The sequence below is a fragment of the Paucibacter sp. PLA-PC-4 genome, assembly GCF_026241155.1.
Lineage (GTDB): Bacteria > Pseudomonadota > Gammaproteobacteria > Burkholderiales > Burkholderiaceae_C > Roseateles_E.
Window position 1 is genome coordinate 99501 of sequence record NZ_JAPFGP010000002.1, and the last position, 15000, is coordinate 114500.

Sequence of the window (15000 nt, forward strand, 5' to 3'; positions counted from 1 at the left end):
AACAAGAAGCAAACACCACGGAGACACAAACATGACCCAGAAATCCCTTCGTCTCGCTGTGCTGGCGGGCCTATGCGCGGCCGGTCTGGCTCAGGCCCAGGATCAGGCCAAAGACTGGCCGAGTCGTACCGTCCGCATCATCGTGCCCTACACACCCGGCGGCACTTCGGACATCATCGCCCGCGCGATCAGCCAGCCGCTGGGCGAGGCGCTGAAGCAGACCGTGATCGTCGAGAACCGCGCGGGTGCCAGCGGCAATCTGGGTGCAGATGCGGTGGCCAAGTCCAATGACGGCCACACCCTCTTGCTGTGCGATGTGACCGCGCTGGCGATCAGCCCCTCGGTCTATACCAAGCTGAGCTTCGACCCGAGCAAGGACCTGAAGGGCGCTGCGATGCTGGCCTACTCGCCCCATATGCTGGTGGTCCACCCCTCGGTGCCGGCCAATAATCTGAAGGAGCTGGTGGCGCTGTCCAAGACGAGCAAGATGGATTTCGCGGTCACCGCCGTCGGCAGCGCCCCCCATGTGGCCGGCATGGCGGTCGCCGAGATCACCGGTGCCAAATGGGAGTACATCCCCTATAAAGGCGGCTCGCAGGCGATCGGCGACACCATTGCCGGCCAGACCCAGGTCCTGATGAACGGCATGCTGGCGACCCTGCCCTCGGTGCAGGCCGGCAAGCTCAAGGTGCTGGGCGTCTCCAAGGCCACTCGCGTGCCGCTGCTGCCGAACGTGCCGACCCTGGCCGAGCAGGGCGCGACCGGTTTCGAGTCGGGCACCTGGCAGGGCATTCTGGTGCCCGCTGGCATGCCGCCGGCCGCGCTGGCCAAGCTCTCGGCAGAGCTGATACGCATCATCCGCTCGCCGGACCTGCGCGCCCGCCTGGCCGCGCAGGGCGCCGAGGTGCACACGATGTCGCCGACCGAATTCACCGGTTTCTTCGCGCGTGAGCGCAAGAGCTGGGCCACCGTGGTCGCCAAGAGCGGCCTGAAACTGGACTGATGACGCAGCAAGCGAGAACGACCATGCCCACGCCCTACAGCAATTTCCCAAACAGCCTGCGTCAGCGTCTGCTGGCCGGCGAGCGCCTGATCGGCTGCTGGTGCTCGCTGGCCAGCCCCATCACTACCGAGGTGCTGGGCGTGGCCGGCTTCGACTGGCTGCTGCTCGACGCCGAGCACGCGCCCAACGATGTGCTGAGCCTGATCCCGCAACTGATGGCGCTCAAAGACAGCCCCTCGGCCCCGGTGGTGCGGCCGCCGCTCAACGACACGGTGCTGATCAAGCGCCTGCTCGATGCCGGCTTCCACAACTTCCTGATCCCGATGGTGGACAGCGTCGAGCAGGCCCGCGCCGCGGTGGCCGCCACCCGCTACCCGCCCGAGGGCGTGCGAGGGGTCTCGGTCTCGCAGCGCAGCAACCGCTACGGCACGGTGCCCGACTACTTCGCCCAAGTGAACCGCAATATCACGGTGATGGTGCAGATCGAGAGCCGTGCCGGTCTTGCCGCCGTGGCCGAGATTGCGGCCGTCGAGGGCGTGGACAGCATCTTTGTCGGCCCCTCGGACCTGGCCGCCGCGCTGGGTCATTTGGGCAATGCCAACCACCCCTCGGTGCAGGAGGCGATCAAGATCATTCTGCGGGCAGCCCAGGCTGCCGGCAAGCCCAGCGGCATCCTCGCGCCGGTCGAGGCCGACGCGCGGCGTTACATGGAGCTGGGCGCCACCTTTGTGGCGGTCGGCAGCGATTTGGGCGCCCTGCGGGCGTCCACCCAGGCAATGGCGGAAAGGTACAAGGCATGAGTCAAAAGAAGATCGGTTTCATCGGGCTGGGCATCATGGGAGCGCCGATGGCGTTGCGGCTGGCGGAAGGTGGCCACCGGCTCTTCGTGCACACCCGCAGCCAACTGCGCGAGGAGGTCAGGGCGGCCGGTGCCACCGTCTGCGCCAGCGCGGCCGAGGTAGCCCGTGCGGCCGACATCATCTTTACGATGCTACCCGACACACCCGATGTCGAGCGGGTGCTGTTCGGCGCAGGCGGTGTGGCCGAGGGCCTCAGCGCTGGCAAGACCGTCGTCGACATGAGCTCGATCGCCCCAATCGCAACCAAGGACTTCGCTGCCCGCATCGAGGCGACCGGCTGCGCTTGGCTGGATGCGCCGGTCTCCGGCGGAGAGGTCGGTGCCAAGGCCGGCACGCTGACGATCATGGTCGGCGGCCAGCAGGCCGTGTTCGACAGCATCCGCCCTTTGTTCGAGCTGATGGGCAAGAACATCACGCTGGTCGGCGGCGCCGGTGCGGGCCAGACCTGCAAGGTGGCCAACCAGATCATCGTCGCGCTGAATATCGCGGCGGTCAGCGAGGCCCTGGTGTTCGCCTCCAAGGCCGGCGCCGACCCGGCCAAGGTGCGCGAGGCGCTGATGGGCGGCTTTGCCTCCAGCCGCATCCTCGAGGTGCATGGCGAGCGCATGATCAAGCGAACGTTCAACCCAGGCTTTCGCATCGCTCTGCACCAAAAGGACCTGAACCTGGCGCTGCAGAGTGCCAAGGCACTGAAGATGGCACTGCCCGGTACAGCAAACGCGGCCCAACTGATGCAGGCCTGTGCGGCTCAGGGCGATGAGCAGCTGGACCACTCGGCCCTGGTGAAGGCGCTGGAGCTGCTGGCCAATCATGAACTGGGTGGGTCCGCATAATCGGCCCATGAGCTCTGCCGATCCGCTTCTGACCGACCCGCGGGCGCTGCTGCGCCATCTCTACGATGTCGCGGTGGCGCGTGCGCTGCCCGACCAGGTGCTGGCGGCGCAGCTGCCACCTCCGCCCAAGGGCCGCACGCTGGTGCTGGGCGCCGGCAAGGCCGGCGGCGCTATGGCCCAGGCGCTCGAAGCGGCCTGGCCGCGCAAGGCCCCGCTTTCGGGACTGGTCATCACCCGCTACGGTCACACGCCACCTGGCTACCGGCCTGAGCGGCTGGAGCTGGTCGAGGCCGCGCACCCGGTGCCCGATGCGGCCGGCCGCGAGGCCGCCGCGCGCATGCTGGCGCTGACAGAAGACCTGAGCGCGGACGACCTGGTGATCTGTCTGATCTCCGGCGGCGGCTCGGCCCTGTTGAGCCTGCCGGCATCGGGGCTGAGCCTGGAGGAAAAGCAGGTCATCAATCGCGCCTTGCTCAAGAGTGGGGCTGCCATCGGTGAGATGAACTGCGTGCGCAAGCATCTGTCGGCGATAAAGGGCGGGCGCTTGGGCGCAGCCTGCGCGCCGGCGCAAGTCCTGACTCTGACCATCAGCGATGTGCCGGGCGACGATCCGGCGGTGATCGCCTCCGGGCCGACGGTGCCCGATGCTACGAGCTGCGCCGATGCGCTGGCGATTTGCCAGCGTTATGGCCTTGCACTGCCGTCGAACGCACTGGCCGGGCTGGAGTCGGGCGAGTTCGAGACGCCCAAGCCCGGGGACGTCCGGTTCACGGGGCACCGTTTGACCATGCTGGCCACGCCGCAGCAAAGCCTGGAGGCGGCCGCCGAAGCCGCCCGCTCCCTGGGCCTGGACGCCCACATCCTCAGCGACGAGATCGAGGGCGAGTCACGCGAGATCGGCAAGATGCATGCGGCGCTGGCCCGAGCGGTGGCTCGGCGCAATGCGCCGTTCAAGAAGCCCTGCGTGATACTGTCCGGCGGCGAGACCACGGTGACGGTGAGGACTAAAGGTGGCCGGGGAGGGCGGGCCACCGAATTCCTGCTCGGCGCCGCGATCGCGCTACAGGGCGAGCCGGGTGTGCATCTGCTGGCCGCCGATACCGACGGCATCGACGGCATCGAGGACAACGCCGGTGCCCTCGTCACACCGACCACGCTGGACCGTGCCGCCGCTCTGGGCCTGAACGCCCAGCGAGAGCTCGATGCCAATAATGCCTATGGTTTCTTCGCGCCGCTGGGCGATCTGGTCTCGCCGGGACCGACCTTCACCAATGTGAACGACTTCCGGGCTCTGCTCATTGTGTGAGCTTGAGGCCGCGCCGCGCGGCCATCTCGACGCCCATTGCCCGACTTTGTGCATCGTCTAGCAGCGCCCGGGCGGCCGGGAAGATCAGCTCGTTCTCGCTTCGCAGATGCTCGTCGTGCAGCCGTGCAAAGGCCTCGGCCGCCCGCCTCAGCGCCGGCAGCTCGGCCTGATCGAGGGTCTGCAGCAGCGCGCGAAGCGGCCGCCACTGGGCCTCAATCTCGCAGTGCTGGGCCCGCAGCCGTGCGCAGATCGGCGCCAACACCGGATCTCCGGCCAGCGCCGGGAAGACATGCAGCTCCTCGTCCTGGTGATGCAGCGGCGCAGCGACGTCGAAGTAGCGCAGCACATCGCGGGTCGCGTCCCGGGCGACCGCATCCGGCCCGGCCGTGGCCAGGTGGGTGCACAGGCGCGCCAGCAGGCTCAGGCTGCGCTCGATCCGCTCATGGCAGGCCGCCAGCAGCTCAAAGGGTTGCTGGTAGCTGCTGCCGGGTTTCGGTGCGATGCGCATGCGCGGGATTGTCGCCTTGCCTGGCTTTGACAAAGCGCAAGGACGCCGGCACCGGTCTGCGCCACATTGCAGCCATCATCCCCCGACCGAGCCTCACACACCGTGGACAGCCTTCAACCCCAAGCCTCGAGATCCGGCATCGACCACTCGCCGGGTCGGGCCTGCGCACCCGTTGCCGGCAGCGACTGGCAGGCCCTGCTGGGCGGCCCGCCGCTCAACGGGGCGGAGCTGCACGCACTGAACCAGATGGTGGAGCTGCGCAGCCTGAGCGCCGGTGCACCGGTGATGCAGCGCGAGCAGCCGGCGCTGCACCTGCTAGCCGTGCTCCGCGGTGCCGTGGGGCTGGGGCAGGCCCGCCATGACCAGCCCTTTCATCTGGAGCGTACGGTGCGGGGACCCGCCTGGCTGGACCTGAGCAGCGCCTGGCTGGCTCAGGGCTTTGCCCAGGACGCGCGCGCCCAGGGCGAGGCGCAAGTGCTTGCGCTGCCGCTGGCCGCGATGCGGACCCTGCTCAGCCATGAGGCCTTGATGTTGGACCGCCTGATGGTCGGCCTGTCCCGGACAGTGCAAAGCCTGACCGGCACGGCCCATGACCTGATGCACAAGGATGCCGAGAAGCGCCTGGCGGCCTGGCTGCTGCAGCGCGCCGAAGGTGATACCCTCTTGCAGTTGGGCGAGCGCAAGCGCGATATTGCCGCCCAGCTGGCGATCACGCCGGAGACCTTGTCGCGGATGATGCGCCAGCTCAAGCTCAAGGGCCTGATCGAGGTCCAGGGTTACTCGGTGAGCCTGTTGGCACCAGCCGCGCTACGCCAGCTGGCCGCGGACTGACTCAGCTCAGCGGCATAGGCCCAGGATGCGCTCCTCCGCCGAGCATTTCGGTTTGGCCGGTTTGGCCGTGCAACTGCGCAGCTCGCGGGTGCTGGGCGCGTAATAGCTCCAGCCTTTGCCCAGTTCGGGCAGATTCAGGCTGACCTCGCGCCATTTCGGGTGCCCCTCGGACTGCAGGCGCTCGAAGTTCTGGCAGATCGAGCGGCCGAGCTTGCTGAAGTAGTCGCGCGTGCCGCGGGTGTTGTAGTCGTAAGTGACGAGGAAGGCGCCCACCGAGATCGTCGTAAAGTCCTCGCTCAGCAGGTTTGGGTAGCTGCTGGCGCGCACCGTGGCCGGCGCATAGACCGTCAGCGGCGAAATGCTGCTGGGATGTGCGGGGTCGAACTTCAAGAGCTTGATGAACTTCTGCGCCTCGGGCTTCATGTTGGCGACCAGCGGCGCAGGCTGGCCTGCAGCCACGACGACCACATCGACGGACTTGTCGCCGATCAGCTTGACCAGGGCTTCCTCATTGGACAGGTAGCCGGCCTGCGCCTCCGGCATCGGGCCGCCGAACATCATCCGGTACAGCGTGTGCGTGATCAGCGCCGCGCCGGAGCCAACCAGGCCGCCGTTGATCTTGGCGTCCTTGATCTCGTGCAGATAGTTCAGCGGCGAGTCGGCGCGCACGATGTAGTGGATCTCGGTGTTGTAAAGCGGCAGGATCACGCGCAACGGCCGGATGATGGCGGCGGCCTCGCTATTGCCGGTATCGGCACGGTCGATGAAGGCCTGGTAGACATCGGCCTGTACGACGGCCAGCTTGACCCCGGGCTCGTAGCGCATCAGCTTGACGTTGGCGGCCGAGCCCGAGGTGGCCAGCACCTCCAGATCGATATCCGCATCGGGCGCGACGAACTTGGCCAGATCCTTGCCGATGGCGTAGTAGGTGCCTTTGTCGGAGGCGGTGACGATCTTGTAGCGGGCCTGTGCCGCCGCCGTCATGGCACTGCTGATGCCCAGAAGTGTGATGGCGAGGCAGCGCCAGACGGTTGATCTCATCTCAGGGTCTCCGTGGAGCGGGGGTGCACAGGCCGAGGGCGGCTACCGCATCGGTACAAGGGCCAATGTTGGGCGGCGGTGGTTCGACGTTTGATCGCTGGTCCGGGCTCATTCGCGGGGGCCTTGCTGCGGTCCTTGACGCGGCGGCGGGCCGGCCCAGCGCGGGCGGCTCGGCCGCTACAGCTGCTGTGGCAACGGCCGTGACAGCGGCCGCGCCGGTTTCTGGTTCTGCGGGCTCGACAATGCGGTCGGGCACGGCGGACGGCGCTGCGGCGATGGCCGGCGCCGTGAGCTCGGCCTTCGCCTCGAGGGCAGCAGGCGCCGGTGCTGGTGAGGCGGCCGATGGGCTGGGCGGCGCTGGCTTGTGCTGGAAGGCATATAGACCCAGGCCGCCCAGGGCCAGCGCGGCAATCAGCAGCAGGCGCAGCGGCGGTGATGTGCTGGCCGCAAGGGCTGGGCGGGCCTCCTGCCAGGGCAGCGAGTCGACCGCTGTCATCGGCGTCTCGGTCAATCTCTCGGGCTGCGCGGCTTCCACCAGCGCAACGGCGGTGCCGTCGTTGAGCGCGCCATTGCAGCGGGCGCACACGCTGGTCAGGGTCACGTCGTTGACCGCGCCACAGTGCTGACAGGGCTTCAGATGCAGAGCCGCACCGCATTCGTTACAGAACTTGGAATTCGCCGGGCTCACATGATCGCAGTAGGGACACTGGTTCAGTGGCCTGGCGAGTGCGGTGGCGGGTGACATGAGCATGCAGGCGCAAATCCGTGCGGTAAGCCGTCATCCTGGCGACGTCTCACTATATTGCGCTTCTGGCGCCGCCGCCACCCGGGGCATACGCCCGATTCAGGGGACGGGTTCGGGCAGGGGCCGGCCGGCCAGCCGGGCCGTCACGGCGTCCTGCAGCCAGCCGTTTTGCAGGTGGCGGTAGAGATGGCGGCCCGGGCAGAGGGTTTGTGCGCTGTAGTCCTTATGCGAGGCGATCTGCTCGGCCGTCAGGCCGTGGCGCTGTGCCAGCGCGGCCATCAGCTCGGCGGTGGCGCGCAGCTGTGCCACGCTGGGCTCGATCTCCTCGAAATTGCCCAGCAGCATCACCAGGGCATGACCGCGCGGGTCGTATTCGGTGTTGGTGTCGCCAGCCGTGCCAGGATCGCGCGCCGCGTAGATGCGGCCATCGGGCGCGACCACATAGTGGTAAGGGATGTCGGCCCAGCGCTTGCTCAGGCGCGACCATTGCTGAAGCCGGCGCAGATAGGCGGCCACGTCCTTGCCCTCGGCCCAGCTCTCGCCCTGGTGGTGCAGCGTGATGTGGGTGATGCGCTGCGCAGACCGGGGCGGCTCGGCGGCGGCGCTGCCACCCCAGGCATCGACCGTGATGATGGCCGGCAGGGGCAGGTCTTGCTTGGCCGGTGTGCCGGCACAGGCCACCAGTGCGGCGCAGCAGCAAAGTGCCAAAAATGGACGGAGCTTGGGTTTGTTCATCATGGCTTTTATTGTGCAGCCGGCACAATGCCGCGATCAGCGAGGGAGAACGACGGGGCCATGGATTACTCGGACTATGTGCATCTGATGCGCACTCACGAGCAGGCCAGCCAGGATGCGCCCGACGCCTACCGGCGACGCGTACTTTGGTTCGCCGTTCTGGGCTATGCGGCGGTGTTTGTGCTTGCCTTGCTGGCCGTTGCCGCCCTGGCCTGGATTGCGCTACGGGCGCTGCAGGGGCAGGCGCGCGGATGGATGATCTGGCCGGCGCTGGCCTGCCTGGGCCTGCTCTGGGCCACGCTGACCGGCATGCGCGTGCCCTTCAGCGAGCCCGAGGGCGAGCGCGTGGAGCGCGAGGATGCGCCCGAGCTGTTTGCCGGTCTCGACCGCATTCGCAGCAAGGTCAAGGGGCCGGCCCTGCATGCGGTCATCATCAGCGCTGATTTCAATGCCGCCATCGTCCAGCAGCCGCTCTGGCTGGGCCTGGTACACCGCAACTACCTGATCCTCGGCTGGCCGATGCTGGCGGCGCTGGAGCCGCGCCGCCTGTATGCGGTCGTCGCGCACGAGTATGGCCATCTGCGCGGCGATCACGGCAAGCTCTCTGCCTGGATTTACCGCAGCCGGCGCGCCTGGGCCGGGCTTAGCGAGCGCTACAACGAGCAGGACTCGGTCGTCAGCCTTGCGCTGGCCAGTTTCGTGCGCTGGTATTTCCCGCGCTTCAATGCGTTGAGCTTTGCGCTGGCGCGGCAGGACGAGTACGAGGCCGATCGGGTGTCTGCCCGTCTGTTCGGCGCCGAGCTGGCTGGCCAGACCCTGCAGGAGGTGGCTGCCAAGAGCCGGATTTATGCCGAGGACTTCTGGCGCATTTGGTGGCGGCTGGCGCGTCTTAGCGGCAGCCAGCAGCCCGCACCGCATGCACAAATGGCCAATGCCTTGCTGCATGTGGTGCAGCCCGAGCGCGCGCAAGTGGCGCTGCGCCAGGAGCTGCGCCAGGTGGCCGATCCGGACGACACCCATCCGGTGCTCAAAGACCGGCTGGCGGCGTTGGGGCAGTCGGTCGGTCTCGGCGAGCTCTCGCCGCGCAGCGCGCTGAGCCTGCTGGGGGCGGCCCGCGGGCGCATCGGCGCGGCGCTCGACGCGCAGTGGTGGCAGACCGCGCGGCAGGACTGGGGCCGCCACGGCGAACGCCTGCGTGCGCTGCATGCCGATATCAAGGTCTTCCAGGCCCGCAGCGCGGTCGGCGATGCGCTAAGCGTCGAAGAGCTGCTTCGCTGGGCGCAGGCTATGGAAGCGCTGAGCGAGCGCGACCCCAGCCCGGTGCTGGAGCGTGCGCTGCTGCTGGCGCCGCAACACGAGCAGGTGCTGCTACGCCTATGCCAACATCATGCTTCGCTAGGCAGCGACGATCAACGTGTCGGCGTCTGGCTTGATCATCTTTACCAGCAGCATCCGCAACAGGCCTGGCGTGCCGCCACGTTGGCGCGCCAGTGGCTGGACGGCTGTGCAAATGCGGGGTGGCCCCAGCCCTTCGACCTGCGCCAGCTCTGGCGCGACCGCCTGGCCCTGGCCGAGGCGCAGGAGCGACAGTCCTGGGAACAGTTCGCCGATACGCCCTGCTGGGAGCGGCCGCTGCCGGTGCAGCTGGACGAGGCGGTGCTGCGCGGCTTGCGGGGGCAGTTATTGCGCGAGCGCGATGTGCAGGCCGCCTGGCTGGGCAGCCAAGACATCCCGGTTCAGCCGGCCCGGGCGCATCACAGCTTGTGGCTGCAATGCCGACCCGGCGTCGGGCAACGCGCCGCCGAGGCGCTGGCCCAGCAGATCCACGATGCGATGGAACTGCCGGGTCGATTCCGTGTCGTTGTCATCGGCGTGCATGTGGACAAGGGGCGGCGGGAGCAGGTCTCGCAGCTACTGGCGCTGGTGCAGCGGCGCTGAGCGCGGCGCGAGTCGGTTTGCCCCGCTCAGTCCGGCGTCGGCAGCGCGCGCAGCAGCGGCTCGCGGGCTCGATCCGCTGCATCCCGATTTCGTGCACTTGAAGCCCTAGTCCGTCGCTGCAGGCTGGTGGCTCCAACTGGGCCGCCCTAGCATGCGGGCTGCCGGACGGTGTTTGTCCTTCGAGAGTCGCTACCGGCCCTTGCCAACCGAACCGTACGTAACTCAAGCAGCCTATGAACTTCTGTCACTGGACTCTTTGGCGCGGCCTGACCAGCGCCGCGCTCGGCCTGTCTCTATGGCCGGCACATGGCGCCGAAACACCGCCGGCGAAAGACGCGGTGGGCGTCGGTCAAACCATCAAGGATTGCGCCGATTGCCCGACCCTGGTGCTGCTGCCCAGCGGCAGCTTTATGATGGGTTCGCCCGAATCCGAGAAGGGGCGCCGTACGGGCGAAGGCCCGCAGCATCAGGTGCACATCGCCTATCGCCTGGCGGTGGGCAAGCTCGAGGTGACAAGGGCCGAATTTGCGCGTTTTGTGGAGGCCAGTGGCTACAGCGCGACGTACGACCAGGGCGGTGGCTGCCATGTGCTGGACGGCGATAAATGGGGTGTCAGCAGCAAGCACGGCTGGCGCAATCCGGGCTATGCACAAGCCGATGATCACCCCGTGGCGTGTGTGAACTGGAACGATGCGCAGGCCTATCTGGCATGGCTGAACCAGCAGGTGCCCGGCAAGGGCTACCGACTCTTGAGCGAGGCCGAATGGGAGTACGCGGCGCGAGCCGGGCAGGGCGGGCGCTATGCCTGGGGTGATGACGAGGATCTCACGGCGGCCTGCGCCTACGCCAATGCCATGGACAGCACCGGCAAGTCGCAGATCAGCAATATGACCTGGGCTTCAGCCAACTGCAGTGACGGGGCGGCCTACACGGTAGCGGGCCAAGCGCTCAAGCCAAATGCCTTTGGTCTTTACAACATGGCAGGCAATGTGTGGGAGTGGGTGCAGGACGCCTATCACAAGGACTACAGCGGCGCTCCGGATGATGGCTCGGCGTGGACGACTGGGGGCAATCAGGCATCGCGCGTGACTCGCGGCGGGGCCTGGTTCAGTGATCCCAATTTCATGCGCTCGGCCTACCGCAGCACGGGCACGGGCTCCCTGGAGTTTCGTGGTGGTGGTGTCGGTTTCCGGATCGCTAGGCCTGCTTAGCGTTCTTCAGCCGGTCCTAGCCGACACGAGCGGTCGGCTGTATCGCGTCCAGCGCGCTCAACACCGCCTCGGCCGTCGCCGGGGCCCGCAAATGCGGGTCGCAGCTGGCCGGGCCGGTCGAGGCAATCGCATCCTTGATCGCCAGCAGCACCGAGAACGGCAGCAGCAGCGGCGGCTCTCCGACCGCCTTGCTGCGGTGGATGCTGTCCTCGCGATTCGGTGCGTCGAACAGCGCGACGCGGAAATCCGCCGGCATGTCGTTGGCGGTCGGGATCTTGTAGGTGCTGGGCGCATGGGTCAGGAGCGCGCCAGTCTTCGGGTGCCAGACCAGATCCTCGGTGGTCAGCCAGCCCATGCCTTGCACGAAGGCGCCCTCGACCTGGCCGATGTCCAGCGCCGGGTTCAGCGACTGGCCGACATCGTGCAGCGCATCGGCGCGCAAGACCCGGCTCTCGCCGGTCAGCGTGTCCACCAGCACCTCCGATACTGCGGCACCGTAAGCGTAGTAGTAAAAGGGCTTGCCCTGCAGCTTGGCCCGGTCCCAGTGCAGTCCGGGCGTGGTGTAGAAACCGTCGCTCCACAGCTGTATGCGTTCGAGGTAGGCCTTGGAGACCAGCTCGGTGAAGGCGATGCTGCGGCCGGTGCCTGCCAGCACCTGGTCGCCACCAAAGCGCAACTCGTCCTCCGGACAGTCCAGCAGCTGCGCGGCCAGCGCAGCCAGCCGGGACTTGATCTTGCGAGCCGCGTCCTGCGCGGCCTTGCCGTTCAGATCGCTGCCGGTGGATGCGGCGGTGGCCGAGGTGTTGGCGATCTTGTGCGTGTCGGTGGCGCTGGCGCGCACCCGCGCCAGACTCAGGCCCAGCTCATGGGCCACCACCTGGGCCACCTTGGTGTTCAGGCCCTGGCCCATCTCCGTGCCGCCGTGGTTGACCAGCACCGAGCCGTCGGTATAGACATGGACCAGGGCGCCGGCTTGGTTCAGATGCACGACATTGAAGGAGATGCCGAACTTGACCGGGGTCAACGCAAGGCCCTTCTTCAGCACCGGGCTGTGCGCATTGAAGGCCGTGATTTCGGCGCGGCGGGCGTGATAGTCGCTGGTGGCGATCAGCCTGTCGGTCAGCGGCAGGATGATGTTGTCCTCGACCCGTTGACCGTATGGGGTCACGTCCTGCCCATCACGATAGAAATTGCGTTGGCGCACCACGAGCGGATCCAGGCCGAGCCGGCGCGCCACCGAGTCCAGGATCATCTCTATGGCCAGCGCGCCCTGCGGGCCGCCGAAGCCGCGGAAGGCGGTATTGCTCTGGGTGTTGGTCTTCGCGCAATAGCCGTGCATCGCGACATGGGGCAGCCAGTAGGCATTGTCGAAATGGCAGAGCGCGCGGGCCATCACCGGGGCCGACAGATCGGCCGAGTGGCCGCAGTTCGAGATCAGGTCGATCTCGGCGGCGACGATGTGGCCGTCGTCGTCGTAGCCGACCTGCCAGCGATAGTCGAAGCCATGGCGCCGGCCGGTGATCATGAAGTCGTCGTCGCGGTCCACTCGCAACTTGACCGGGCGGCGCAGCTTGGTCGCGGCCAGCGCGGCGACGCAGGCGAATACGGCCGACTGCGATTCCTTGCCGCCGAAGCCGCCCCCCATGCGCCGGCATTGCACCTGCACCTGATGCGCGCTCCAGCCGAGTGCGTGGGCCAGCAGCTGCTGCATCTCCGACGGGTGCTGGGTCGAGCAGTGCACCAGCAGGCCCCGGTCCTCCTGCGGCAGCGCATAGGAGATCTGGCCCTCCAGATAGAACTGCTCCTGGCCGCCAACGGCCCACTCGCCGGCCAGCCTGTGCGGCGCGGCCGCCAGGGCCTGGGCCGGCTCGCCGCGCGTCAGGTGCATGGGCGGTATCACATAGTGACCGGCGGCATGGGCCTCTCGGGCCGTCAGCAGGGCGGGCCAGGGCTCGGCCTGGATCGCCGTCTTGGCCAGCGCGGCGGCGCGGCGCGCGAGCTCACGATCGGTGGCGATCACGGCGAAGACCGGCTGGCCCAGATAGCTCAAGGTGTCAGCGGCCAGGATGGGGTCGTCGTGCAGCAGCGGGCCGCAGTTGTTCTCGCCGGGGAAGTCGGCCGCCGTCAGCACCGCGACGACGCCGGGCTGACGCTTGATCAGCGCGATGTCGATGGCCAGCAGTCGGCCATGCGCCAGCGGTGACAGACCCAGCGCGGCGTGAAGCGTGCCTTGGGCCTCGGCGATGTCGTCGACATAGCTGGCTTCCCCGCTGACATGAAGATGGGCCGATTCATGGCTGCGGCTGACGCCGACCTGGGGTTGGGCGGCACTGAGAATGGGCAGATCGAGAGGCTTGTTCATGGGGCACTCCCTTGCAGGCTGATGGCGCGCCAGACGCTGGTTGCCGAGGCGGCCAGCGGGGCCTGTTCGCGCGTTTCTAGCCAGAAGCGTTTCAGCAGATTTTGCGCCACCTTCATGCGGTAGGCTGCGCTGGCGCGCAGATCGCTCATCGGCTTGAAGTCTTGGCCCAGGGCGACCGCTGCCGCGCTCATCGCGGCCTCGTTCCAGGGCTGGCCCAGCACGGCGGCCTCGGCGCCGGCGGCGCGCTTGACTATGGCGGCCATGCCGCCGAAGACGAAGCGCACCTCGCTGACAAGGCCTGCCGCATCCAGCCTCAGGCTCAGCACCGCGCAGACCGCCGAGATATCGCTGTCATAGCGCTTGGAGATCTTGTAGGCGCGCAGCCGGGTTTGCTGCAGGTCCGGCAGCGGCAGATGCAGAGCCTCGACGAACTCGCCGCTGCGCAGCGCGTTCTTCATGTAATCCAGATAGAAATCCTGCAAACGCATGCGGCGCTGCGCTGCACCCCGGCGCAGCACGATGTCGGCCCCCAAAGCGATCAGCGCCGGCGCGCCGTCTCCGATCGGCGAGCCGTTGGCGATATTGCCACCCAGCGTGCCGGCATGGCGCACCGGCGGCGAGGCAAAGCGCAGCCACAGCTCGCGCAGCGGCGGGGCTGCCTCGGTCAGCGCGGCCCAGGCTTGTTCGAGCGAGGCAGCGGCGCCGATCCAGAGGCCGGGCTTGCCGTCCAGATCTTCGCGGCGGATGTCGCGCAGTTCGTCGACGGCGCCGATATAGATCAGCTCGCCGACATCGCGGAACTGCTTGTTGACCCACAGGCCGATGTCGGTGGCCCCGGCCAGCACGCGGGCATCGGGTTTGGCCTGCCGCAGCGCGGCGAAGGTGGCCAGGCTGCGCGGCGCGTGGAAATGGTCCTCGCGGCCGGCAAACGCAGGGTTGGGGGCGGCGTAGTGCAGCGGCGCATCGGCCTGCAGCTCGGCCAGGGCCCGGGTCGCCGGCGCCAGGTCCAAGCGCTGCGGCGGCGCCTCGAACATGCGCTGACCGGCGTCTATGATAGGCCGGTATCCGGTGCAGCGGCACAGATTGCCGGCCAGGTCATCGGCCAGTTGCTGGCGGCTGGGCCGGGTGCCGGCCTCGCAGTGACGCTCGTAGATACTCTGCATGCTGATCACGAAGCCGGGCGTGCAGAAGCCGCACTGCGAGCCATGGCAGTCGATCATCGCCTGCTGCACCGGGTTTGGCACGGCCGCGCTGCCCAGATCTTCCACCGTGATCAGGGCTTGGCCGTCCAGCGTGGGCAAGAATTGAGTGCAGGCGTTGACGTTGCGCAGCGCGAGCTTGCCATCTTTGCGCAGTTCGCCGACCAACACGGTGCAGGCGCCGCAGTCGCCCTCGGCGCAACCCTCCTTGGTGCCGCTGCAGCCGCTGGCGTGCTCCCGCAGGTATTGCAGCACCGTGGTGGTCGGGGCCAGACCGGCGACATGCCTGATCTCGCCCTGGTGAAAAAAGCGTATCGGACGGCTGCTGGGGGTACTCATGGCGCGCTCTGATGGATGATTTCGCACCTTAATCCTTCTGAGTCGCTTGCATATACGATCAAGGGCATGGTTGGCATAAGAGATATCGT

Annotated in this window: 13 protein-coding genes; 7 read left to right on the forward strand and 6 right to left on the reverse strand. The window is 67.7% G+C overall.

What is annotated here, in order from left to right; translation table 11 throughout:
* Positions 1-31: 31 nt before the first annotated feature.
* Genes OOZ63_RS03375 through OOZ63_RS03390 form a run of 4 tightly spaced genes read left to right on the forward strand, consistent with a single transcriptional unit; the run spans position 32 to position 4002 of the window.
* Complete coding sequence (locus tag OOZ63_RS03375) at positions 32-1003, forward strand: Bug family tripartite tricarboxylate transporter substrate binding protein (RefSeq protein ID WP_266003908.1); 972 nt, start codon at positions 32-34, stop codon at positions 1001-1003.
* Positions 1004-1026: 23 nt separating this feature from the next.
* On the forward strand, positions 1027-1803 hold the full coding sequence (gene garL, locus OOZ63_RS03380; protein ID WP_266003909.1) for a 2-dehydro-3-deoxyglucarate aldolase: 777 nt from the start codon (positions 1027-1029) through the stop codon (positions 1801-1803).
* A complete protein-coding gene (gene glxR / locus OOZ63_RS03385; RefSeq protein ID WP_266003911.1) occupies positions 1800-2696 on the forward strand; it encodes a 2-hydroxy-3-oxopropionate reductase in 897 nt (298 codons plus the stop codon). Before garL ends, glxR begins: the two co-directional genes overlap by 4 nt.
* A 7-nt stretch (positions 2697-2703) precedes the next feature.
* Positions 2704-4002 (forward strand): glycerate kinase type-2 family protein, encoded by a 1299-nt coding sequence (locus OOZ63_RS03390; protein ID WP_266003912.1) that lies wholly within the window; start codon positions 2704-2706, stop codon positions 4000-4002.
* On the opposite strand, the gene OOZ63_RS03395 is transcribed toward OOZ63_RS03390, so the two are convergent.
* Positions 3992-4510: a hemerythrin domain-containing protein gene (locus OOZ63_RS03395; protein WP_266003913.1), complete on the reverse strand. Its 519-nt coding sequence runs from the start codon at positions 4508-4510 to the stop codon at positions 3992-3994. The genes OOZ63_RS03390 and OOZ63_RS03395 overlap by 11 nt on opposite strands.
* A gap of 102 nt (positions 4511-4612) precedes the next feature.
* On the opposite strand from OOZ63_RS03395, the gene OOZ63_RS03400 reads away from it, so the two are divergent.
* Positions 4613-5341: a Crp/Fnr family transcriptional regulator gene (locus tag OOZ63_RS03400; protein ID WP_266003914.1), complete on the forward strand. Its 729-nt coding sequence runs from the start codon at positions 4613-4615 to the stop codon at positions 5339-5341.
* A 6-nt stretch (positions 5342-5347) separates the two neighbouring features.
* Here OOZ63_RS03400 and OOZ63_RS03405 read toward each other — a convergent pair whose 3' ends face one another.
* The 3 genes from OOZ63_RS03405 to OOZ63_RS03415 form a co-directional block, all read right to left on the reverse strand.
* Positions 5348-6382 carry a TAXI family TRAP transporter solute-binding subunit gene (locus tag OOZ63_RS03405; RefSeq protein WP_266003915.1) on the reverse strand — a complete coding sequence of 345 codons (1035 nt, stop codon included), beginning with the start codon at positions 6380-6382 and terminating at the stop codon, positions 5348-5350.
* Position 6383: 1 nt separating this feature from the next.
* Complete coding sequence (locus tag OOZ63_RS03410; protein WP_266003916.1) at positions 6384-7133, reverse strand: zinc ribbon domain-containing protein; 750 nt, start codon at positions 7131-7133, stop codon at positions 6384-6386.
* 93 nt (positions 7134-7226) lie between these two features.
* Complete coding sequence (locus OOZ63_RS03415) at positions 7227-7862, reverse strand: peptidoglycan recognition family protein (RefSeq protein WP_266003917.1); 636 nt, start codon at positions 7860-7862, stop codon at positions 7227-7229.
* Positions 7863-7922: 60 nt separating this feature from the next.
* Between OOZ63_RS03415 and OOZ63_RS03420 the strand changes: the two genes are divergently transcribed.
* Together OOZ63_RS03420 and OOZ63_RS03425 are read left to right on the forward strand one after the other, a co-directional pair.
* Complete coding sequence (locus tag OOZ63_RS03420) at positions 7923-9800, forward strand: M48 family metallopeptidase (protein ID WP_266003918.1); 1878 nt, start codon at positions 7923-7925, stop codon at positions 9798-9800.
* Positions 9801-10033: 233 nt separating this feature from the next.
* The gene (locus tag OOZ63_RS03425) at positions 10034-11011 is read left to right on the forward strand and encodes a formylglycine-generating enzyme family protein (RefSeq protein ID WP_266003919.1); all 978 of its coding nucleotides are present in this window, start codon (positions 10034-10036) and stop codon (positions 11009-11011) included.
* Between the two features lie 16 nt (positions 11012-11027).
* On the opposite strand, the gene xdhB is transcribed toward OOZ63_RS03425, so the two are convergent.
* Both xdhB and xdhA read right to left on the reverse strand, forming a co-directional pair.
* Entirely contained in the window at positions 11028-13373 is a 2346-nt protein-coding gene (gene xdhB, locus OOZ63_RS03430; protein WP_266003920.1) for a xanthine dehydrogenase molybdopterin binding subunit, read from the reverse strand.
* Positions 13370-14911 (reverse strand): xanthine dehydrogenase small subunit, encoded by a 1542-nt coding sequence (xdhA, locus tag OOZ63_RS03435; RefSeq protein WP_266003921.1) that lies wholly within the window; start codon positions 14909-14911, stop codon positions 13370-13372. The genes xdhB and xdhA overlap by 4 nt, the downstream gene beginning before the upstream one ends.
* Positions 14912-15000: the final 89 nt, after the last annotated feature.